At 72.8% G+C, this 21,537-nt stretch carries 20 protein-coding genes; 14 read left to right on the top strand and 6 right to left on the bottom strand.

Features of this window, described 5'->3' with window-relative positions; genetic code table 11:
- Window positions 1-73: 73 nt before the first annotated feature.
- Window positions 74-802, top strand: a complete 729-nt coding sequence (locus ACFV9H_RS07140; protein WP_385394434.1) for a TetR/AcrR family transcriptional regulator — start codon at window positions 74-76, stop codon at window positions 800-802.
- Between the two features lie 64 nt (window positions 803-866).
- Here the strand turns inward: ACFV9H_RS07140 and ACFV9H_RS07135 are convergent, their stop codons facing one another.
- A complete protein-coding gene (locus ACFV9H_RS07135; protein WP_385394635.1) occupies window positions 867-1,991 on the bottom strand; it encodes a type ISP restriction/modification enzyme in 1,125 nt (374 codons plus the stop codon).
- Between the two features lie 144 nt (window positions 1,992-2,135).
- Here ACFV9H_RS07135 and ACFV9H_RS07130 point away from each other — a divergent pair, with 144 nt between their 5' ends.
- Window positions 2,136-2,303 (top strand): hypothetical protein, encoded by a 168-nt coding sequence (locus ACFV9H_RS07130; RefSeq protein WP_385394431.1) that lies wholly within the window; start codon window positions 2,136-2,138, stop codon window positions 2,301-2,303.
- Between the two features lie 30 nt (window positions 2,304-2,333).
- Here ACFV9H_RS07130 and ACFV9H_RS07125 read toward each other — a convergent pair whose 3' ends face one another.
- Together ACFV9H_RS07125 and hmgA are read right to left on the bottom strand one after the other, a co-directional pair.
- On the bottom strand, window positions 2,334-3,083 hold the full coding sequence (locus ACFV9H_RS07125; RefSeq protein ID WP_385394429.1) for a GntR family transcriptional regulator: 750 nt from the start codon (window positions 3,081-3,083) through the stop codon (window positions 2,334-2,336).
- A 45-nt stretch (window positions 3,084-3,128) separates the two neighbouring features.
- The gene (gene hmgA, locus ACFV9H_RS07120; protein WP_385394427.1) at window positions 3,129-4,442 is read right to left on the bottom strand and encodes a homogentisate 1,2-dioxygenase; all 1,314 of its coding nucleotides are present in this window, start codon (window positions 4,440-4,442) and stop codon (window positions 3,129-3,131) included.
- Window positions 4,443-4,602: 160 nt separating this feature from the next.
- Here hmgA and ACFV9H_RS07115 point away from each other — a divergent pair, with 160 nt between their 5' ends.
- The 9 genes from ACFV9H_RS07115 (at window position 4,603) to ACFV9H_RS07075 (ending at window position 16,722) form a co-directional block, all read left to right on the top strand.
- Window positions 4,603-6,741, top strand: a complete 2,139-nt coding sequence (locus ACFV9H_RS07115; RefSeq protein WP_385394425.1) for a right-handed parallel beta-helix repeat-containing protein — start codon at window positions 4,603-4,605, stop codon at window positions 6,739-6,741.
- Between the two features lie 448 nt (window positions 6,742-7,189).
- Window positions 7,190-8,011, top strand: coding sequence for a hypothetical protein (locus ACFV9H_RS07110; RefSeq protein ID WP_385394633.1), 822 nt, complete (start codon window positions 7,190-7,192; stop codon window positions 8,009-8,011).
- The gene (locus ACFV9H_RS07105) at window positions 8,008-8,169 is read left to right on the top strand and encodes a hypothetical protein (protein WP_385394423.1); all 162 of its coding nucleotides are present in this window, start codon (window positions 8,008-8,010) and stop codon (window positions 8,167-8,169) included. Before ACFV9H_RS07110 ends, ACFV9H_RS07105 begins: the two co-directional genes overlap by 4 nt.
- Before the next feature lie 56 nt (window positions 8,170-8,225).
- Window positions 8,226-9,527 (top strand): hypothetical protein, encoded by a 1,302-nt coding sequence (locus ACFV9H_RS07100; RefSeq protein ID WP_385394420.1) that lies wholly within the window; start codon window positions 8,226-8,228, stop codon window positions 9,525-9,527.
- Window positions 9,528-9,596: 69 nt separating this feature from the next.
- Window positions 9,597-10,217: a TetR family transcriptional regulator gene (locus ACFV9H_RS07095; protein WP_385394630.1), complete on the top strand. Its 621-nt coding sequence runs from the start codon at window positions 9,597-9,599 to the stop codon at window positions 10,215-10,217.
- A gap of 119 nt (window positions 10,218-10,336) precedes the next feature.
- The gene (locus tag ACFV9H_RS07090; RefSeq protein WP_385394418.1) at window positions 10,337-12,571 is read left to right on the top strand and encodes a molybdopterin oxidoreductase family protein; all 2,235 of its coding nucleotides are present in this window, start codon (window positions 10,337-10,339) and stop codon (window positions 12,569-12,571) included.
- A gap of 73 nt (window positions 12,572-12,644) precedes the next feature.
- Window positions 12,645-14,114 carry a CitMHS family transporter gene (locus tag ACFV9H_RS07085; RefSeq protein WP_385394416.1) on the top strand — a complete coding sequence of 490 codons (1,470 nt, stop codon included), beginning with the start codon at window positions 12,645-12,647 and terminating at the stop codon, window positions 14,112-14,114.
- Window positions 14,115-14,212: 98 nt separating this feature from the next.
- Window positions 14,213-15,625, top strand: coding sequence for an aldehyde dehydrogenase family protein (locus ACFV9H_RS07080; RefSeq protein WP_385394413.1), 1,413 nt, complete (start codon window positions 14,213-14,215; stop codon window positions 15,623-15,625).
- A 17-nt stretch (window positions 15,626-15,642) separates the two neighbouring features.
- Window positions 15,643-16,722, top strand: coding sequence for a Zn-dependent alcohol dehydrogenase (locus tag ACFV9H_RS07075; protein ID WP_385394411.1), 1,080 nt, complete (start codon window positions 15,643-15,645; stop codon window positions 16,720-16,722).
- A 32-nt stretch (window positions 16,723-16,754) separates the two neighbouring features.
- Here the strand turns inward: ACFV9H_RS07075 and ACFV9H_RS07070 are convergent, their stop codons facing one another.
- Together ACFV9H_RS07070 and ACFV9H_RS07065 are read right to left on the bottom strand one after the other, a co-directional pair.
- Window positions 16,755-18,050, bottom strand: coding sequence for an ankyrin repeat domain-containing protein (locus ACFV9H_RS07070; RefSeq protein WP_385394408.1), 1,296 nt, complete (start codon window positions 18,048-18,050; stop codon window positions 16,755-16,757).
- Window positions 18,047-18,694, bottom strand: coding sequence for a TetR/AcrR family transcriptional regulator (locus ACFV9H_RS07065; RefSeq protein WP_385394406.1), 648 nt, complete (start codon window positions 18,692-18,694; stop codon window positions 18,047-18,049). Before ACFV9H_RS07065 ends, ACFV9H_RS07070 begins: the two co-directional genes overlap by 4 nt.
- A 78-nt stretch (window positions 18,695-18,772) precedes the next feature.
- On the opposite strand from ACFV9H_RS07065, the gene ACFV9H_RS07060 reads away from it, so the two are divergent.
- The 3 genes from ACFV9H_RS07060 to ACFV9H_RS07050 all read left to right on the top strand — a co-directional run bounded on the left by ACFV9H_RS07060 (window position 18,773) and on the right by ACFV9H_RS07050 (window position 21,026).
- Entirely contained in the window at window positions 18,773-19,924 is a 1,152-nt protein-coding gene (locus tag ACFV9H_RS07060) for an acyl-CoA dehydrogenase family protein (protein WP_385394404.1), read from the top strand.
- A gap of 115 nt (window positions 19,925-20,039) precedes the next feature.
- Complete coding sequence (locus ACFV9H_RS07055; RefSeq protein WP_385394402.1) at window positions 20,040-20,330, top strand: YiaA/YiaB family inner membrane protein; 291 nt, start codon at window positions 20,040-20,042, stop codon at window positions 20,328-20,330.
- Window positions 20,331-20,390: 60 nt separating this feature from the next.
- Complete coding sequence (locus tag ACFV9H_RS07050; RefSeq protein WP_385394400.1) at window positions 20,391-21,026, top strand: TetR/AcrR family transcriptional regulator; 636 nt, start codon at window positions 20,391-20,393, stop codon at window positions 21,024-21,026.
- Here the strand turns inward: ACFV9H_RS07050 and ACFV9H_RS07045 are convergent.
- Window positions 21,017-21,478: a MaoC family dehydratase gene (locus tag ACFV9H_RS07045; RefSeq protein WP_385394398.1), complete on the bottom strand. Its 462-nt coding sequence runs from the start codon at window positions 21,476-21,478 to the stop codon at window positions 21,017-21,019. The genes ACFV9H_RS07050 and ACFV9H_RS07045 overlap by 10 nt on opposite strands.
- Window positions 21,479-21,537: the final 59 nt, after the last annotated feature.

Raw genomic sequence — 21,537 nt, 5'->3', positions numbered from 1 at the left:
TGCGGCACCCTACCCCACTACGTACGGCGTACGTAACTAAGATGGTGTGCGAGACGACGAGGTGATCCGAGCGATGACAGCCGGCGGGCGACCCGCTGAACCCGAAGTGATCTGGTCCCGCCCGCAGCGGGCCGGTCGAGGCCCCCGACCCGCGCACAGCCGCGAGTCGATCGCCGCCGAAGCGGTGCGCATCGCCGACGAGGAGGGGATCGAGGCCGTCTCCATGCGGCGCGTCGCCGCCGGGATCGGCGCCGGGACGATGTCCCTGTACAACTACGTGCCGCGCAAGGACGACCTGTACGAGCTGATGGTCGACGCGGTCGGCGGCGAGTACGAGTTCACGCGGCCGACCGGCGACTGGCGGGCCGACCTGCTCGCGCTGGCCCGCCAGACGCGGGCGCTCATGCACCGCCACCCGTGGCTGCCGCGGCTTCTCAGCCCCGTCCACGGGTTCAGCCCGAACGCCCTGGCGTACCTGGAGCACAACCTGGACTGCCTGGCCCCGCTGGACGCTCCGGACGGCGAGAAGCTGGAGCTCATCGCGGCGATCAACGGCATGGTGTCCACGTACGTGGCGGGCGAGCTGGCACTGGCCGAGCGCGCCCGCTCGCTGCCCTGGAGCGAGGCCGCCGAAGCGGGCGTCCGGGCCTCCTGGCTCGGCTCTCGGCTGGCCACCGGGCAGTACCCGAGGTTGGCCGCGGCGCTCGCGGGCGGCGCTCCGCCCGTACCGGACGCGGGGCTGGACATGGCCGCCGTGTTCGACCGGTCGGTGTCCCGGCTGCTGGGGGCCTGGGGCTCGTAACCGGGGGCGTAATCGGGGGGAATGGGGGGGGAATGGGGGGTGATCGGGGGTACGCAACCCGTTCCTAGAGCAGCGCGAACTGCCCGCCCGGGCCCTCCTCCTGGTGGTCCAGCACCGAGGCCGGGCGCCGGGCCCAGCGCGGTGGCGGCAGCACTCCGGCCGCTCGCAGCTCGGCCGCGGACGGGCCCGGGCCCGGCTCGAAGGCCGCCCGCTCCGGCGCCAGGGCGGCCAGCAGGGCCAAGGTCGTCACCAGCGCCAGCAGCTCCGAGGTCCAGGCCTGTGGCCACTCGGCCGGCCCCAGCGCCGCCAGCCCGTCGGCATCCGGGGCGCGGTGCCGGGTGCGTGCCGCGAACCAGGCCTCCAGCACCCGGACGCCCTGCGCCTCGTACTCCCAGGCCCCGGCGGGCACGGGCGAGACGGTGCCGGTACCGAGGCCGAGGGTCTCGCTCTCCGCGTCGTACGAGAGCTCGTGCGGCCACGCCCCGACCGCCGAGCGGACGTACGGCCGGCGCCCGCCGGGCAGCCGGGGCGGTTCGCCGCCGCGGGCCCCGCGCAGCTGGACGGTGAGCAGCCGGTGCCCCAGCTCGAGCCCGGCCCGCCACCGGTCGGGGTCGGCCGCGAGGGGGACCTCGTACCCCTGCGGCCCGGGGCGGCCGGCCGCGAGGACCCAGCACAGCAGGTCCTCGGGGGTGACCCAGCCGCCGTAGCGTTCGCCGAGCAGGGGGAGCAGGCCCGGGGCGACATTGGGCTCCGCGCCGCCGGGGCGCCGGTGGAGGGGGCGGATCCGCCCGAGCCGGCCGGCCGGGAGGTGCGCGGTGACCAGCAGTTCGGGGATCTCGACGACGAACAGCTGGTGCTCGTCCAGGACCCGCCACAGCTCGGGGCGGGCCGAGTCGATCAGTCGCTGGTCGGGCAGGAGCCACTGCTCGTCGAAGGGCTCGCGGAGCACCCGTACGGGCTCGGGGCAAGAACCCGGCTCGTCCGCGAAACGGGCCGTCGCCGCCGAGCGCTGCCCCGGCAGCGCGGCCGCCCCGGCGGCGGGCGTGCGCAGCCGGCTCGGCCGGAACAGCCGCTCCCGCTCGGCGTCTTCGGCGCCGGTCAGGGCCGCCCATCGGGTGCGCAGGGCGGCCGGATCGGGCGCGGCCACCCAGTCCCGGCCCAGGCGCAGGCCGCCCACGGACCAGGGCATCAGATCGTCCAGCAGCGGTACGTCTTCGCTCACGCCGCCGATGGTAGCGACGGGACCCGGCGGCCGGGCTGCGCCCAGGCCGAAGAGCTACGCTCCTTATGTACGCGTATGGCGTGTATGTGCTGAATCGACCGAGGAGACGTCATGAGTCAGTACGACGAATACTCGACTCCGTCGCAGGCCGAGGGGGAGCGGCTCGACGAGGACATGGACGAGAGCCAGATGAAGCAGACGCACCACCCGCAGACGATGCGCACCACGCCCTCCCAGGCCGAGGGCGAGCGGTCCGCGGAGGACGACGAGAAGCGGTAGCGCTACCACCGGTGGCGACCGGCGTCGTGCTCAGTGCGCGTCGACCGTCACCGTGAAGGAGAACCGGTCGCCGCGGTAGCGGATCCGCGCCACGTCCACCACCCGGCCGTCCTCGTCGTACGTCACGCCCGTGTAGTGCAGGATCGGGCTGAGCAGCGGGACCTGGAGCAGCTCGGCCGTCTCCGGGTCCGCGAGCCGGGCCTCGACCGTGTCCGTGATCCGGCTGATGCGCACTCCGACGACGTCCCGCAGCACCTTCGTCATCGGCCACCGTTCGAGATCGGCGAGCTCCACGGACTCGGCGAACTCCGGAAGGACCGCGTTCTCCACCCAGTTGCTCGGCTCGCCGCTCTCGCGGTCGTGGCGCAGCCTGCGGTACGTGACCACCTCGGCGGTGTCCGGGAAGTGCTCCAGCAGTTCCCCGGACACCGTCGTCCGGCCGTGTCCGAGGATCGTCGTCCGCTCGCCCGACTGCTGGGCCACGATCGCGTCGACCGAGCCCAGCAGCCGCACCGGGGCCGCCCGCCGGGCCCCCGGCTCGATGAAGGTGCCGCGCCGCCGGTGCCGGCTGATCAGCCCCTCGCCCTCCAGCTCCTTGAGCGCCTGCCGCATGGTGAGCACGCTCACCCCGTAGTGCTCGGCGAGCTGCTCCTCGGTGGGCAGCCGCAGCGAGGCGTCCGGCGTGCGCCCGAGTATCGAGGCGCGCAGGGACTGTGACACCTGGTACCAGAGCGGCAGCTTCCGGTTCAGGACCAGTGAGTCGGGGGCGAAGGCGGTCACGGGTGGGGTCTCCGTAGGGCTGACAGGGGCGGCGTCCTGCGCATATTAGGCGCGGAAGTGGCGCTGGAGCCCCTGCCAGACGTCGTCGTATGCGCGCTGGAGGTGGTCCGCGCCGGCCGCCTGGGCGGTGGCGGTGATCGGCCAGCGGGTCTCGAACATGAAGGCCAGGCCGTCGTCGATCTTCTGCGGCTTCAGCTCGGCGGCGCTCGCCCGGTCGAAGGTCTCACGGTCCGGACCGTGCGCGGACATCATGTTGTGGAGCGAGCCGCCGCCGGGGACGAAGCCCTCGGCCTTGGCGTCGTAGGCGCCCTCGATCAGGCCCATGTACTCGCTCATCACGTTGCGGTGGAAGTAGGGCGGGCGGAAGGTGTCCTCGCCGACCAGCCAGCGCGGGGCGAAGACCACGAAGTCCACGCCCGCGAGCCCGGGGGTGTCGGTGGGCGCGGTCAGCACGGTGAAGATCGACGGGTCCGGGTGGTCGTAGCTGATGGACCCGATCACATTGAAACGGCGCAGGTCGTAGACGTACGGGACGTGGGTGCCGTGCCAGGCCACGACGTCCAGCGGGGAGTGGTCGTAGGTGGCCGACCAGAGGTTGCCGCAGAACTTGTTGACCACCTCGGTCGGGCGCTCGACGTCCTCGTACGAAGCCACCGGCGCCCGGAAGTCCCGTGCGGCGGCGAGGCCGTTGGCGCCGATCGGGCCCAGGTTCGGCAGCTCGAAGGGCTGGCCGTAGTTCTCGCAGACGTAGCCGCGGGCGTCGTCCCCGAGGAGCTCGACGCGGAAGCGGACGCCGCGGGGGATCAGGGCCATCTCGCCGGGGCCGGCGCTGAGCAGTCCGAGCTCGGTGCGCAGGAGCAGGCCGCCGCGCTCCGGGACGATCAGCAGCTCGCCGTCGGAGTCGCTGAACACCCGGTCGGTCATGTCGGCGTTGGCGGAGTAGAGGTGGACGGCCATGCCGGTGCGCTGGGTGGCGTCGCCGTTGCCGCCCAGGGTCCACAGCCCGGCCAGGAAGTCGGTGCCGGGGGCCGGGTCGGGCAGGGGGTTCCAGCGCAGCCGGTTGGGGTCCGGGACGGCCTCCGTGAAGGGGGCGGTGCGCAGGGCCCCGTTGTCGACGCGGGTGAACGGCGGGTGCGCGGCCGAGGGGCGGATCCGGTAGAGCCAGGAGCGGCGGTTGTGGGTGCGGGGCTCGGTGAAGGCACTGCCGCTGAGCTGCTCGGCGTATAGGCCGAGCGGGGCCTGCTGGGGCGAGTTCCGGCCGTGCGGCAGTGCGCCGGGCACGGCCTCCGAGCTGTGCTCGTTCCCGAAGCCGGTGAGGTACTCCAGTGCCTCCGCCGTCTTCCTGGCCTGCTCGCTCATCTGCTGCTCCCGCTCCGTCGAAGGAATCCTATGGTCGACAGTAGGATTCCGCGGCCCGCTCGTCAACGGTGATCGGCTGCGGATCGCATTCGCGCGGACGTTGATCGGATTCGTGCGGAGGGGGCTCCCAAAAGATGAACAATGCTCTACTCTCACGCGCATGTCGTGGACCCGCAGGTTTCCTGCCGTGCCGGCGGCGCTCCTCGCCGCCCTCCTCGCTCTCCTGTCCCTCCTCGTCGCCGCGCCCACCGCGAGCGCGCACGAGGAGCGCCCCGTCACCTTCCCCGACGGCAAAGGATCCGTGCCGGAATACCGCAAGGCGGAGCCCGACCTGGTGGTCTGCAAGACCGACCGGCCCGACTTCGAACGCCGGATATCGGGCTTCCCGCAGGAGCTCAAGCAGCGCAACCTCGCCCTGTTCGAGCGCTGCGAGAAGAGCGGCTACCGCCACCTCCAGGAGGCCGTCGACGCCGTCGACCGGCCGGGGGTGAACATCGCGATCCTTCCCGGCCTGTACGAGGAAGAGCCCTCACTGGGGAAGCCGACGGGGGAGTGCGCCGCGCTCAAGGCCCCGAACTCCTCGCTCGGCTACCAGATCCTCAGCTACGAGCAGCAGCTGGCCTGCCGCCACAACCAGAACCTCGTCGCCATCCTCGGCAAGACGAACCTGCAGATCGAGGGCACCGGCGCCTCCCGCATGGACGTCGTCATCGACGCCAAGTACCAGAAGCTCAACGGCATCCGCGCCGACAAGTCCAACGGCATCTACTTCCGCAACTTCACCGCCCAGCGCACCACCTTCAACTCGCTGTACGTCCTCGCGGGCGACGGCTTCGTCATCGACGACGTGCTGACCCGCTGGAACGACGAGTACGGCTTCCTGACCTTCGCCAGCGACCACGGGCTCTACAAGAACTGCGAGTCGTACGGGAACGGCGACTCCGGCATCTACCCCGGCAGCGCCTCCAACATCAACGACGGCCGCGGCTACGACGTCCCCCGGTACTCGATCGAGATCACCGGCTGCCACAGCCACCACAACATGGTCGGCTACTCCGGCACCGCGGGCGACTCGGTGTGGGTGCACGACAACGAGTTCGACCAGAACATGGGCGGCGCCTCGATGGACAGCGCCTTCCCCGGCCACCCCGGACTCCCGCAGAACCACGCCAAGTTCGAACGGAACCTGATCCACGACAACAACCAGGACTACTACGGCTACGTCGCCGACGGCACCTGCGCCAAACCGCCGATCGAGCGCGGCTACGAGCGGGGCGTGGTCTGCCCGCAGATCTCCATGCCCCCGGGCACGGGCATCATCACCGCGGGCGGCAACTGGAACCTCTACGAGAACAACTGGGTGTACGGGCACAAGCGCGCGGGCTTCTTCCTCAGCGCCGTCCCCGCCTTCATCCGGGGCGAGGAGGAGTGGTCCAAGCAGGCGGACACCTCCCACCACAACCGGTACGCCGGGAACGTCATGGGCAAGGACAAGTCCGGCGCCGCCCGCCCCAACGGCATGGACGTGTGGTGGGACGGCCAGGGCCGCGGCAACTGCTGGCAGGACGGACCCGACGGCTCCACCCCGGCCACTGTCCCGCAGTGCGGTGGAGCGCGCGGCGACGTCTCGGGGGCCTCGGCCCGCCTGGTCGGCGAACCGGTCAAGCTGGTCCAGCTCCTCGTCTGCGCGGACTACAGCGTCCAGGCCCGCAAACTCCCGGCCGGCTGCGACTGGTACGGCGCACGCGGTCTGGAGCGGGTCGAGACCCAGATCGCGCTGGCCGTGGCCGTGGTGCTGCTCCTGGTCGGCGGGGTGCTGTGGTGGCGCCGCCTGCGGGGCTCCCGCCTGGGCACGGTGGCCTCGCTGTCGGGCCTGGCGGGCCTTGCCCTCGACGTGGCCGGCTCCACCATGTCCCTCACCGCGACGTTCGTCCCCGCCCTGGCCCTCCTCCTGCTCGGCCTGTGGTGGACGGGCGTGGGCATCGCCCTGCGCCCCACCCGCCCCTGGCTTGCCCGCCTGACCCTGCTGCTGGCCGGCCTGACCCTGCTGGACGCCTTCGACAAGGTGGTCCTGATGATCCCCTGGACCCCCCTGAGCCCCGCCTGGGTGCGGGCCCTGGTGGCCGTGGTCTGGGTCCTGTGGGCAGTCGTCGCCTCCGCCCGCCCCGGCACCCCGGCCCGCCCCTCCGGCCCGGGAGGAGACCCGGCCGGCGACCGCGCGCCGGTCCCGGCCGGCCCCTCCCCGTCCCTGACCGAGGCAGCCCCCGAACCCCGGTCCACCCCGGAGGCCACCGCATGACCCCCCACCCCGCATGGACAGCCCCCACCCCCGCCCGAGCGCCCCGCCCCGCCCTGGAGGCCGCCGAAGCCAGGAGCACCGCCCGCCCGCCGGGCGGTGCCGGCGGGGCCGGCCGGGCCGGACTGGCCGGTTGGGCCGGCGGTGCCGAACGGGCCGACCGGGCTGGCGGTGCCGACCGGGCCGTTCGGGCCGTTCGGGCCGACCCGGCCGCGACGGCATGCTCGGCGCGCGCGTCCCGACGCGCCCCGGCGCTCGCGGATGCCCGGCGCACCACCCTGCCGACCGGCGGCGCCCACGGGACCGCGACGGCCCACGCCCTCCGTGCCCGGGGAGGGACGAGGTGAGCGACGATCCTTCCGCCGAGCGGATCCGGTGCGACGTCTGCGCGGCCCCGCCCGGCGGGCCCGGAGGGCTTCGCAGGCGCGGCCGGACAGCCCGGACCGCGGCCCTGCTCGCCCTCGTGCTGCTCCTGGCCGGCGGCGCGGTGACGGGCTGCGGCGGGCGGGCAACCACCCACCACAAGCCCGGCACCAGCCACGAGCAGGCCTCCGGCAGCGTGGGCACCCTGCTCACCACCGACGACGGCGCGGGCCACCGCCTCCGAGAGGTCCCTGCCGAGGGCGCGCCGGAGGTTCAGCTCGCCGCCCGCCCGGACTCCGAGGACGGCTGGAACCTCCAACTGACCGTGAAGAACTACCGCTTCACCCCCGACAGCACCGGCGGCGCAGCCCTCCCGGGCGCCGGCCACGCACACCTGGAGCTCGACGGACGCAAACTCGCCCGGCTGTACGGCCCGTGGTTCCACCTGCCCGCCGCACAGGTCCCCGAGGGCGCGCACACGCTGACCGTCCGCCTCTACGCGGACGACCACACCGCCTGGGCGGTGTCCGGCAAGCCGGTCGAGGGCACGCTCCAGCTCACCGCCGCCGCCCCGGGCGGGCCCGGCGGCCACAGCCACACCCAGGCGCCGTCCCAGACGGCACCGGCGGCACCGGCGGCGCCGGAGGCCGACCGCACCGTCACCGTCACCGTCCGGGACGGCAAGGTCAGCCCCGCCCCCGCCCGCACCGAGTTGCGGCGCGGCGAGCGAGTCGCCCTGCGCGTCACCAGCGACCGCGCGGACACCCTGCACGTCCACGGCTACGACAAGGAACTCACCCTGCCCGCAGGCCAGGAGGCCACCCTGATCCTGACGGTCGACCGTAGGGGCCTCTTCGAGGTCGAGACCCACGAGTCCGGCCTCGTCCTGACCCAGCTCCTCGTCCGATGACCCGGCCACAGCCGCACCAGGAGCCGCAGCCGCACCCGCAGCCGCCGCACACGCCGCAGCAGTCCGTCGCCGCCGTCCCGCTGCCCGGACTCGGGCCCGAGTCCGGGAAGTCAGGGCGCGCCGACGGCGGGACACCGACCCCGGCCGGCCGGTGGTGAGCCCCGTCGGGCCGGGGCCCGCCCCGGGAGCGGGCGGTGGCGGCGCCGGCCAGGGCGTGGTCCTTCACCCGGCCGATCCGCTCACCGCGCTCGCGCACGGGATCGGTTCCCGGCACGACCTGCCGATCTCGCCCTTCTATGCCTTCGCGGGCGCCTTCGCCGCGCTCTTCGTCTCCTTCCTCGCACTCGGCCTGCTGTGGTCGACCTCCCGCTTCCGCGGGGACCGGTCGGGGCTCGCCCTCCCCGCCGGCCTCCAGCGGGCCGTCGACGCACCCGGAACCCGCACCGCCCTGCGCGCACTCGGCCTGGCCGCCGCGCTCGCCGTCCTTCTCCACCTCCTTCTCGGTCCCGACGACCCCGCGCACAACCCCGCTCCCGGCGCCGTCTACGTACTTCTCTGGGTCGGACTCGTCCCCGCCTCCCTCCTCCTCGGGCCCGTCTGGCGCCCCCTCAACCCGCTCCGCACCCTGCACCGCCTGCTCTCCCGGGCCCTGCGCCGTCACGCACCCGACCGCCCCCTCCCCGCCCGGCTGGGCCAATGGCCGGCCGTCGCCGGGCTGTTCGCCTTCACCTGGCTCGAACTCGTCGCTCCCGATCCCGCATCGACCACCACCCTCCTGATCGCCCTCGCCCTCTACACCACGGTCCAGCTGCTGCTCGCCGCCCGCTTCGGCGAGCGCTGGTTCGACGACGGAGACGCCTTCGAGGCGTACTCCGCCCTCCTGGCCCGGCTCTCCCCCCTCGGCCGCCGCAACGACGGCCGCCTCGTCCTGCGCAACCCCTTCCACGGACTCGACGCGACACCCGAGCGGCCCGGACTCGTCGCCACCGTCTGCGTCCTCCTCGGCTCGACCGCCTACGACGGCTACTCCGACAACCCCTCGTGGATCGACACCCTGCAGACCTCCCCCCTCGGCCGCACCCCCACGGCCACACTCGGACTACTCGCTTCCATCGCCCTCGTCGCCACCCTGTACTGCCTGTGCGCGGCGGCCACCCGCCTCGTCAGCGGCCCGCACCCCGGCCCGCTGACCGCCTTCGCGCACTCACTCGTGCCGATCGCCCTCGGCTATCTCATCGCCCACTACTTCTCCCTCCTGGTAGTCGAAGGACCACGCACAGTAAGCATGGCACTCGGCACTGACAACGCCCCCGAACCCTTGCCGCCACTGGGTTCCGGCGGCCTCGCCGCCCTCCAGGTCATCGCCGTCGTCACCGGCCACGTGCTCGGCGTCGTCGCCGCCCACGACCGCTCCGTACGCCTCTTCCCGCCCGCGAAAGCCGTCGCCGGACAACTCCCGCTGCTCGCGCTGATGATCACGTACACCATCGGCGGGCTCAGTCTCCTGCTGAACTAGTGCTGTGACCGGACCAGACGGACGAGCGAGTCCGGGCCCCCGCCGAACCGAGAAGCGAGGAGCGGCATGATGGACCCCGTGCCTCCTGCCCACCCCATGCGCCGTACGCCGATCCAGCAGCGCAGCGCCGACCGGCTCGCCCGGATCCTCGACGCCTGCGCGGAACTCCTGGACGAGACCGGGTACGAGAACCTCAGCACCCGGGCCGTCGCCCTGCGCGCCGGCGTGCCCATCGGCTCGGTCTACCGCTTCTTCGGCAACAAGCGGGCCATGGCCACGGCCCTCGCCCACCGCAACCTCGACACCTACGTCGACGGCATCGCGGACCGCCTCGCCGAGCTCCCCGCCACCCACTGGCGCCCAGTAGTCGACGCCGTGCTGGACGAGTACCTCGCCATGAAGCGCACCGTCCCCGGTTTCGCGCTCGTCGACTTCGGCGTGCCCGCGCCCGCCGCCGAGGGCCCGGGCGCCGACCCCAACCACCTGGTCGCCGCCCGCCTCACCGAACTGCTCTGCGCGCACCTCGGCCTGACCCCCGGCGCGGCCCTGGAGCGAGCGGTCCTCGTCGCCGTCGAAGCCACGGACGCGCTGATCCAACTGGCCTTCCGCACCGACCCGGCGGGGGACCCCGCCATCGTGGCCGAGACCCGCGCGATGATGCACGCCTACCTGGCCCGCGTACTGGACTGACGCGCTCGGCCCATCGCGGTGCGGGTTCGATCCCGCAGGACCCTCCCCACCGTCCCAACCGGTCGGTATGCTCGGTGCGCCCGCGTGTCCGTGCCGCAGCCTGCCGCCCTGGAGGGCCCATGCCCCGCACCGCCCTGCGCATCTGTCCCCTCTGTGAAGCCACCTGCGGGCTCACCCTCACCATCGAGGGAACCGCCGTCACCGGCACCCGAGGTGACCGCGCGGACGTCTTCAGCCGCGGTTTCATCTGCCCCAAGGGCGCCGCCTTCGGACAGCTCGACGCCGACCCCGACCGGCTGCGCGGCCCCCTCGTCCGCCGCGACGGCCGACTCCAGGAGGCCACCTGGGAGGAGGCGTTCGACGCCATCGCCGCCGCCGTCCCCGCACTCGTCCAGGAGTACGGGGCCCAGTCGGTCGGTGTGGTCCTCGGCAACCCGAACGTCCACACCATGGCCGGCGCCCTCTACCCGCCGCTGCTCCTCAAGGCCCTCGGCACGCGCAACCTCTTCACCGCCAGCACGCTCGACCAGATGCCCAAACACGTCTCCAGCGGTCTGCTCTACGGCGACCCGTTCGCCATCCCGGTCCCCGACCTCGACCGGACCGACTTCCTGCTGCTCCTGGGCGCCAACCCGGTGGAGTCCAACGGCTCCCTGTGCACCGCCCCCGACTTCCCCGGCCGGCTCAAAGCGCTGCGCGCCCGCGGTGGAACTCTCGTCGTCGTCGATCCGCGCCGCACCCGCACCGCCGCCCTCGCCGACCGCCACCTCGCGCCGCGGCCGGGCAGCGACGCCCTGCTCCTCGCCGCCCTCGCACACACCCTGCTCGCGGAGAAACTCGCCACCCCCGGCGAGCCGGCGGAACGGATCGAGGGACTCGGGGAACTCGCGGCAGCGCTCGGGAGTTTCACTCCTGAGGCCGTGGCACCCGCGTGCGACCTCCCGGCCGACGAGATCCGCACCCTCGCCCGCGAGCTCGCGGCCGCGCCCACCGCAGCCGTCTACGGGCGCATCGGCAGTTGCACCGTCGAGTACGGCACCCTCGCCAGCTGGCTGGTCGACGTACTCAACATCCTCACCGGCAACCTGGACCGGCCGGGCGGAGCCCTCTTCCCGCTCCCGGCCGCCGGCCCGCGGCCGCGCCCCGCCGGGCCGGGCAAGGGCTTCGCGCTCGGCCGCTGGCACAGCCGGGTCAGCGGCCACCCCGAGGTCAAGAGCGAACTGCCCACCGCCGCCCTGGCCGAGGAGATCGAGACGCCGGGGGAGGGACGCATCCGCGCCCTGATCGCCATCGCGGCGAATCCGGTGCTGTCCGCACCCGACGGCGACCGGCTCGACCGGGCGCTGGCCGGCCTCGACTTCATGGTCTCGATCGACCCGTACCTGAACGAGACCTCACGCCACGCGCACGTGGTGCTGCCCCCGCCGCCGCCCTCGCAGAGCGCGCACCACGACTTCGCCTTCAACGGCTTCGCCATCCGCAACCAGGCGCGGTACACCCGCGCCGCCGTCCCCCTCGACGCGGGCCGTCTCAACGAGTGCGAGATCCACGCGCGCCTCGTCCTCGCCGTCTCCGGCATGCACGGCGCCGCCGGCCCGGAAGCCGTCGACGAACTCGCCATCCAGGGCGCCCTCGCCAGGGAGACCTCCGACCCGCACTCGCCGCTGCACGGGCAGGACCCGGCCCGCCTCGCCGGCCTGCTCACCGGCGAGAGCGGCCCCGAGCGCCGGCTCGACCTGATGCTCCGACTCGGCCCGTACGGAGAGCGGTTCGGCGCCGCTACCGAGGGGGAGGGGCTCAGCCTGGAGCGGCTGCTCGCGCACCCGCACGGCATCGACCTGGGCCCGCTGCGCCCCAGGCTCCCGGGCGTGCTGAGGACCCGCAGCGGCAGGATCGAGCTGCTCCCGGACCCGATCGCGGCCGAGCTCCCCAGGCTGCGCGCGGCGCTCGCCGACCGACCCGCCGCCCTCGTGCTCGTGGGCCGCCGCCACCTGCGGTCCAACAACAGCTGGTTGCACAACGTTCCGGCCCTCACCGGAGGTTCCAACCGCTGCACCCTCCAGGTCCATCCGGAGGACGCGGGCCGGCTCGGCCTCACCGACGGGGGCCGGGCCCGGATCACCGCCGACGGCGGGAGCCTGGAGGTTCCCGTCGAGATCACCGACGCCGTCCGCACCGGAGTGGTGAGCCTCCCGCACGGTTGGGGGCACGACCGGGCCGGTGCCCGGCTCTCGGTGGCCTCCGCCGTGCCCGGCGTCAACGTCAACCAGCTGCTCGACGGCACCCGGCTCGACCCGCTGTCCGGCACGGCAGTGCTCAACGGATTCCCCGTCGCACTCACACCACTGCCCTGAGCTGGGGTTTTGCTCGTATTGCTCACGGCTGGACGTCTTGTTGGCGTAAGGAGGCGGCACCTACCTTCCCCCCATGCTGACCTTCCTCGGCTTCGCCATGATCGCGACCTTCCTGGTCCTGATCATGATGAAGAAAATGTCGCCCATCGCGGCGCTCGTCCTCATCCCCGCGCTGTTCTGCGTCTTCGCCGGACAGGGCGCACATCTCGGCGACTACGTCATCGAAGGGGTCGGGAAGCTCGCCCCGACCGCCGCCATGCTGATGTTCGCCATCGTCTACTTCGGCGTGATGATCGACGTCGGCCTCTTCGACCCGATCGTCCGGGGCATCCTGCGCTTCTGCAAGGCCGACCCCGTACGGGTGGTGGTCGGCACCGCCGTCCTCGCGGCGATCGTCTCGCTCGACGGCGACGGGTCGACCACCTTCATGATCACCGTCTCGGCCATGTACCCGCTCTACAAGCGACTCGGCCTGAGCCTGGTGGTCATGACCGGCGTCGCGGCGACCGCGAACGGGGTCATGAACACCCTGCCCTGGGGTGGCCCCACGGCCCGCGCCGCCACGGCCCTGAAGCTCGACGCCGCCGACATCTTCGTCCCGATGATCCCCGCCCTCGCGGTGGGACTGCTCTTCGTCTTCGTCCTCGCGTACGTGCTGGGTCTGAAGGAACGCCGCCGGGTCGGGCTCCTCTCGCTGCCGGGAGACGAGGAGGAGGGGCAGGAGGAGCTGGTCTCGGCCGCCTCCGGTCAGGGGACGGCGGCGGCGCCTGTCACCGGCTCCACCGCACGCACCGCCGGCTCGGCCGCGACCGCTGCCTCCGCCGGCTCGGCCGGCACCGCTGCCTCCGGCGGCTCCGCCGGGACATCGGCCGCTTCGGGCGGCGCCGCCCCCGAGGACGGTTTCCAGGGCCTCGACCCCCAGCGCCCCACCCTGCGACCGCGCCTGTACTGGTTCAACGCCGGCCTCACCGTCGCCCTCCTCACCGCGATGATCATGGAGCTGCTGCCCATCCCGGTGCTGTTCCTGCTCGGGGCCGCCCTCGCGCTCACCGTGAACTTCCCGCACATGCCCGACCAGAAGGCTCGCATCGCCGCCCACGCCGACAACGTCCTGAACGTCGCCGGCATGGTCTTCGCCGCCGCCGTCTTCACCGGGGTCCTCACCGGCACCGGCATGGTCAAGCACATGGCGGACTGGCTCGTCGGCGCCATCCCCGAGGGAATGGGCCCGCACATGGCGCTGGTCACCGGCCTGCTGAGCCTGCCGCTCACCTACTTCATGTCCAATGACGGCTTCTACTTCGGCGTCCTGCCCGTCCTCGCCGAAGCGGGCGCCGCCCACGGGGTCTCCCCGCTCGAAATCGCCCGCGCCTCCCTCGTCGGCCAGGCCCTGCACATGTCCAGCCCGCTGGTTCCGGCCGTCTACGTCCTCGTCGGCATGGCGAAGGTCGAGTTCGGTGACCACACCCGTTTCACCGTGAAATGGGCGGCCCTGACCTCCCTGGTCGTCCTCGGGGCGGGGATGCTTTTCGGCATCATCTGATCCCCTCCGCCCCTGGCGCGCAGAAAACTACCGGCGCTAGTTTGTAGGGTGTCCGCGAGGTCTGGTCTACGCGCTCGTGCGTGCTCGGGAGGAATGACATGAAGGCCCACGACGGGATGTACATCGGCGGCGCGTGGCGGCCCGCCGCCGGAAGCGACCGCATCGAGGTCGTCAACCCGGCCGACGAGCAGGTCATCGCCTCGGTGCCGGCCGGCACCGAGGAGGACGTGGACGCGGCCGTGCGCGCGGCCCGCGCGGCCCTCCCCGGCTGGGCGGCCACGCCCGCGGCCGAGCGGGCCGCCCTGATCGGCGCGCTGCGCGACGTACTGCTCGCCCGCAAGAGCGAGATCGCCGAGACCATCACCGCCGAACTGGGCTCCCCGCTCGGCTTCGCGGAGATGGTCCACGTCGGGTCGCCGATCGCCGTGGCCTCCTCCTACGCCGAGCTCGGGGCCTCGTACGCCTTCGAGGAGCGGATCGGGAACTCCACGGTGTTGATGGAGCCGGTCGGGGTGGTCGGCGCCATCACGCCCTGGAACTACCCGCTGCACCAAGTCGTTGCAAAGGTGGCACCCGCTCTCGCCGCCGGCTGCACCCTCGTCCTCAAGCCGGCCGAGGACACCCCGCTGACCGCACAGCTCTTCGCCGAAGCCGTGCACGAGGCGGGCATCCCGGCCGGAGTCTTCAACCTGGTGACCGGCACGGGCCCGGTCGCCGGTCAGGCCCTGGCCGCGCACGAGGACGTCGACCTCGTCTCCTTCACCGGCTCCACCGCCGTCGGCAGGAAGATCGGCGCCACGGCCGGCGCGGCCGTCAAGCGGGTCGCCCTCGAACTGGGCGGCAAATCGGCCAATGTCATCCTGCCCGGGGCCGACCTGGCCAAGGCCGTCGCGGCAGGCGTGGGCCACGTCATGAACAACGCCGGCCAGAGCTGCAACGCGCTCACCCGGATGCTCGTCCACCGGGACCACTACGAACTGGCCGTCTCGCTCGCGGCCGACGCCGTCGCCAAGTACCCCACCGGCGACCCCCGTACGCCGGACACCCGCCTCGGCCCGGTGGTCAACGCCAAGCAGCACGAACGCGTCCGCGGCTACATCGCCAAGGGCATCGAGGAAGGCGCCCGCCTCGTCGCCGGTGGCCCCGACGCCCCGCACGAGCAGGGGTACTTCGTCGCCCCGACCGTGTTCGCCGACGTCACGCCCGACATGACCATCGCCCAGGAGGAGATCTTCGGCCCCGTGCTGTCGATCCTCGCGTACGAGGACGAGGAGGAGGCCCTGCGCATCGCCAATGGCACCGTCTACGGCCTCGGCGGCGCAGTCTGGGCCGAGGACGACGAGACGGCCGTGGCGTTCGCCCGCCGCATGGACACCGGGCAGGTGGACATCAACGGAGGCCGCTTCAACGTGCTCGCGCCCTTCGGCGGCTACAAGCAGTCGGGCGTGGGCCGCGAGCTGGGCCCGCACGGCCTGGCGGAGTACCTCCAGACCAAGTCCCTGCAGTTCTGAAGACGGAGACGAAGATCATGGTCCGCGCCGCCATCCTGCCCGCCGTCGGAGCTCCGCTGGAGATACGGGAGATCGTCCTGCCCGATCCCGGCCCCGGGCAGGTCCGGGTACGGCTCACCGCAGCCGGGGTCTGCCACTCCGACCTCTCCCTCACCAACGGCACCATGCGGGTCCCCGTCCCCGCCGTCCTCGGGCACGAGGGCGCGGGCACGGTCCTCGCGGTCGGCGAGGGCGTCACCCACGTCGCCCCCGGCGACGGGGTCGTGCTCAACTGGGCCCCCTCCTGCGGCGAGTGCCACCACTGCGCCATCGGCGAGGTGTGGCTCTGCGTCAACGCGCTCACCGGGGTCGGAGCCGTCTACGCGCACGACGCGCAGGGCGCCCCGCTGCACCCCGGGCTGAACGTGGCCGCCTTCGCGGAGGAGACCGTGGTCGCGGCCAACTGCGTGCTGCCCGCGCCCGCCGGGATCCCGCTCGCCGAGGCCGCCCTGCTCGGCTGCGCGGTGCTCACGGGCTACGGCGCCGTCCACCACAGCGCCCAGGTCCGCCCGGGCGAGTCCGTCGCCGTCTTCGGTGTCGGCGGGGTCGGCCTGGCCGCCCTCCAGGCCGCGCGCATCGCCGAGGCGGGCCCGATCGTGGCCGTGGACGTCTCCCCGGCGAAGGAGGAGCTGGCGCGGGCGGCCGGGGCCACCGAGTTCGTACTCGCCTCAGACACCACCGCGAAGGAGATCCGCGGCCTCACCGGAGGACGGGGCGCGGACGTCGCCGTGGAGTGCGTCGGCCGGGCCGAGACCATTCGGGGAGCCTGGGAGTCCACCCGGCGCGGCGGTCGCACCACGGTCGTCGGCATCGGCGGCAAGGAGCAGCAGGTCACCTTCCACGCCCTGGAGATCTTCCACTTCGCCCGCACCCTCACCGGCTGCGTCTACGGCAACAGCGACCCCGCCCGCGACCTCCCGGTGATCGCCGAACACGTCCGCGCCGGCCGCCTCGACCTCGGCGCCCTCGTCACCGACCGCATCACCCTCGACGGCATCCCGGCGGCCTTCGACGCGATGCTGGCGGGCAAGGGCGGCCGCTCGCTGATCGTGTTCTAGCCAAAACCGGGTCAGGCCCGGCGCGGCCGACCTCAGTCGGCCGCGCGGCCTGCCGCCGCCCTCCGCCGCCAGAGGTGGTTGCGCGCGAGGTAGAGCTGCCCGAAGTAGGGCGCGTCCTCGTCGTACGGATGAGGGAAACGCTCCAACGCCTCCTCGCCCCTCGGGTCATCGAGGAGGGTCAACGTACTCATGGCCTCCACCCGGACGGGCTCCTCCGGATCGTCGAGCAGGCGGGCCACGGCGTCCCGCACCTCCGCGGACCGCTCCTTGCGCTCCGCCAGGATCTCGCAGGCCCGTTGCCGTACGAACGCGTCGGAGTCCCGGAGACAGGCGAGCAGCACCGGTCGCAGCCGATCGCCGACGACGGGGTTCTCCGGCTGCCCGCGGAACGTCACCACGACGGCTCGCCTGACCACGGCCGACGGATGCCCGCGGTGGGGGAGTACGAGGTCCAGGATCCCCGACCGGACGGTGTGGGACAGCCCGTCGATCACCATCGCGAGCACTTCGGGGTCCGTCTCCTCGGCGAGCCATCCGAGGAACAGCTCCCGCGAGGGCGGCGCCGGGCAGCCGGGCGCTTCCACGCAGCCCTCGCTGCCGCCGCACCCGTCGAAGAAGGCGATGCACCGGATCACATCCGCGCCGAAGTGTCGTACGGAGGCCCGTGGATGGGTCCGCAAGGCCGCGGCCGCCTCCCAGGTCTCCCGGTCCGCGCGTCGGTACAGCACGTCCACGGCTGCCGAGCGCGTCACATGCCGGAGATCTTCCTCGGCCTCGGCCCGAGCCAGCAGCTCCGCGAAGGGGGTTCGTATCCGGTGAGCTTCTTCCAGGTCGCACAGGATCGCCGTGTGCCCGGTACGCACCTGTGCGTCCCCCAGCCGCAACAGTCCGGTGGTGGAGCTGAACTCGCCGTCCGCGACGCGGCTGAGCTCCGCCGGCCCGGTGGAACCCGTCCGGCGCCGCAGCTCGTTCTCGGCACCCGACTCGTGCCAGTGCCGGGCCAGTTCCAGGGCGGTCCGCCCGTCGGGACCCGTTGGCCAGGTCGGAGCGGAGGCGGACAGGAGACGCCAGGCGATCGAGTAGGCCCCCGCGTCGACCGCCCGCAGCAGCGGGGTCCAGCCGTCGGTGCTCCGGCGGTCGACTTTCGCCCCGTGGTCGATGAGGGCGCCGGTCATCTCGTACGAGGCCATGGCCACCGCCATGTCCAGCGCCGAGCGCCCGTCCGCGCCCAGGACGTCCGGATCGGCGTCGGTGTTCAGAAGAAGCGCCCGTACGCGCGCCGCGTCACCCGCCCGGACCGCGGTGATCAGCGCGGGTTCGTCGATCACGCCGTCTCCTTCAACGCCTCGTACTGCAGGGTCAGTCCGTCCAGGAGGGCCGTCAGGCCCGTTTCGAAGGCGCCCTCGTCCACTTCGCGCCGGCGCTCCGCCAGGAGGTGGGCCTGGCCCAGGTGGGGGTAGTCCGACGGGTCGTACGCCGTCTCGTCGTCCACGAAACCTCCGGCGAAGGAGGCCACCGCCGAGCCCAGGATGAAGTACCGCATCAGGGCGCCGATCCGGGTCGCGTGGGCCGGTGGCCAGCCCGCCTCCGTCATCGCGCCGAACACCGCGTCCGCCAGCCGCAGGCCCGCCGGGCGGCGGCCCGGGCCCCGCGCCAGCACCGGGACGATGTTCGGATGGTCGGACAGGGCGTCCCGGTACGAGTGCGCCCACGCGTGCAGCGCTCCCCGCCAGTCCAGGCCCGCCTCCGGCTCGAACATCGACAAGTCGACCCGCGCGCTGACCGCGTCCGCCACCGCCTCCAGGATCTCGTCCTTGGTGCGGAAGTGGTTGTAGAGGGAGGGCCCGCTGACCCCGAGCGCCGCGGCCAGGCGCCGAGTCGACACCGCCTCCAGTCCCTCCGCGTCCACCAGCGCACCCGCCGCCTCGACGATGCCGGATCTGCTGAGGAGGGGCTTGCGCGGTCTGGCCATGCGCCACATAGTAGGGCCTGCCCGCCATAAACTACCGGTGCTAGTTAAAGCCCCGGACGAGACGCCCGGAGGTGCCCGGTGAACATGGAGCTGAGCGAGGAGCAGACCGCCGTACGCAGGCTCGCCCGCGAGTTCACCGAGCGCGAGGTCGCCCCGTACGCCGCCGACTGGGACCGCGCCGAGAGCGTGGACCGGGCCATCGTGAAGAAGCTCGGCGCCCTCGGCTTCCTCGGCCTGACCGTTCCCGAGGAGTACGGCGGCTCCGGCGGCGACCACCTCGCCTACGCCCTGGTCACCGAGGAGCTCGGCCGCGGCGACTCCGCCGTGCGCGGCATCGTCTCCGTATCCCTCGGCCTGGTCGCCAAGACCATCGCCGCCTGGGGGACCGAGGATCAGAAGAACGACTGGCTGCCCCGACTGTGCTCCGGCGAGGCGCTCGGCTGCTTCGGCCTGACCGAGCCCGGCACCGGTTCCGACGCCGGCAACCTCACCACCCGCGCCGTGCGCGAGGGGGACTCGTACGTCGTCACCGGCGGCAAGACGTTCATCACCAACGGCACCTGGGCCGACGTGGCGCTGCTCTTCGCCCGCACCAACGACCAGCCCGGCCACCGCGGCATCTCCGCCTTCCTCGTGCCCACCGACACCCCCGGCCTCACCCGCCGCGAGATCCACGGCAAGCTCGGTCTGCGCGGCCAGGCCACCGCCGAACTCACCCTCGACGGCGTCCGCGTCCCCGCCTCCTCGATGCTCGGCCCCGAGGGCAAGGGCTTCTCGGTCGCGATGTCCGCGCTGGCCAAGGGTCGGATGTCGGTCGCCGCCGGCTGCGTCGGCATCGCCCAGGCGGCCCTCGACGCCGCCGTCTCCTACGCCGCCCAGCGCGAGCAGTTCGGCAAGCCCATCGCCCACCACCAGCTGGTCCAGGAGCTGATCGCCGACATCTCCGTCGACGTGGACGCGGCCCGCCTGCTGACCTGGCGCGTCGCCGACCTCATCGACCGGGGGAAACCCTTCGCCACCGAGTCCTCCACCGCCAAGCTCTTCGCCTCCGAGGCCGCCGTGCGTGCCGCGAGCAACGCCCTCCAGGTCCACGGCGGTTACGGCTACATCGACGAGTACCCGGCCGGGAAACTGCTGCGCGACGCCCGCGTGATGACCCTGTACGAGGGCACGAGCCAGATCCAGAAGCTGCTCATCGGCCGTGCCCGCACGGGAGTTTCCGCCTTCTGACCCCCGCCCCCCGCCCCCCGACCCCCAACCCCCAACCCCCGACCTCTGATTTCTGAGTACGTGCGTGAGTACGCGCGCCCATGTGGCCGCGGCCGCCCGGACCGATGCTGGACCCATGAACGAGACACCGGTCAAGCAGCAGAACACGGGGGCCTACTACGGCCAGGCCGTCGCCTCCTTCGGCATCGCCATCGCCGCCGTGGCGCTGGGGATCTACAACCTGGACACCAACGGCTGGGTCCGCGCCTTCCTCGGCATCGCGGTGCTGTACCTGACCACCTCGGCCTTCACCCTCGCCAAGGTGGTCCGCGACCGGCAGGAGGCGGGCCAGATCGTGAGCCGGGTGGACCAGGCCCGGATGGAGAAGATCCTGGCCGAGTACGACCCGTACCAACCGAAGCCCTAAGCGCTTGCTCACCCTCCGGTAAGGTGTTCATTCCTACAAGGCGAAGAGGGTGAGCGAGCGATGGACAGCGCGGAGACCGGAGGCTACCGGCCGTGGTCGGAGGTCACCCCCGACGCCGCGAGGCGGCTCCTCGTGGCCGCCGTCGACGCCTTCGCCGAGCGCGGCTACCACGCCACCACCACGCGTGACATCGCGGGCCGCGCGGGCATGAGCCCGGCCGCGCTCTACATCCACTACAAGACCAAGGAAGAGCTGCTCCACCGGATCAGCCGGATCGGCCACGACAAGGCCCTCGAAATCCTGACCTCGGCCGCCGACGGCTCCGGCTCCGCCGCGGAGCGGCTCGACGCCGCCGTACGGTCCTTCGTGGGATGGCACGCCGCGCACCACACGACCGCGCGCGTGGTCCAGTACGAGCTCGACGCTCTCGCTCCGGAGCACCGCTCCGAAATCGTGACACTGCGCCGGCAGAGCGACGCCGCCGTCCGCCGCATCCTGGCCGACGGGGTCGCGGCGGGGGAGTTCGACGTCCCCGACGTGCCGGGCACCACCCTCGCCGTCCTGTCGCTCTGCATCGACGTCGCCCGCTGGTTCAGCGTGACCGGGCACCGCACCCCCGACGAGGTCGGCGCGCTCTACGCCGACCTCGTGCTCCGCATGGTGGGGGCGCGCCCCGGGCCCACCCCTCAGAAGTAGTAGCGGGACACCGACTCCGCCACGCACACCGGCTTGTCGCCGCCCTCCCGCTCGACCGTGACGGTCGCCGTGACCTGTACGCCGCCACCCGCCTCCGTGACCTCCGTGATCACGGCGGTGGAGCGCAGCCGCGAGCCGACGGGCACCGGCGCCGGGAAACGCACCTTGTTCGTCCCGTAGTTGATGCCCATCCTCATGCCCTCGACCCGCATGATCTGGGGCACCAGACTGGGCAGCAGCGACAGGGTCAGATAGCCGTGCGCGATGGTGGAGCCGAAGGGGCCGTCCGCCGCCCGCACCGGGTCCACGTGGATCCACTGGTGATCGCCGGTGGCGTCCGCGAAGAGGTCGATCCGCTTCTGGTCCACCTCCAGCCACCCGCTCGGGCCGAGCGGCTCGCCGATCCCGGCGCGCAGCTCCTCGGCGGACGTGAAGACCCTCGGCTCGACCATGCCCTGCTCCTACCTCGCGGTGAATCGTGCACATGAACAGACGAATAAGCGTTTGCTCA

The organism is Streptomyces sp. NPDC059874 (assembly GCF_042731135.1).
Lineage (GTDB): Bacteria > Actinomycetota > Actinomycetes > Streptomycetales > Streptomycetaceae > Streptomyces.
Note: the sequence above shows the minus strand (reverse complement) of the source record. Positions and strands in the feature narration are given on the sequence as shown.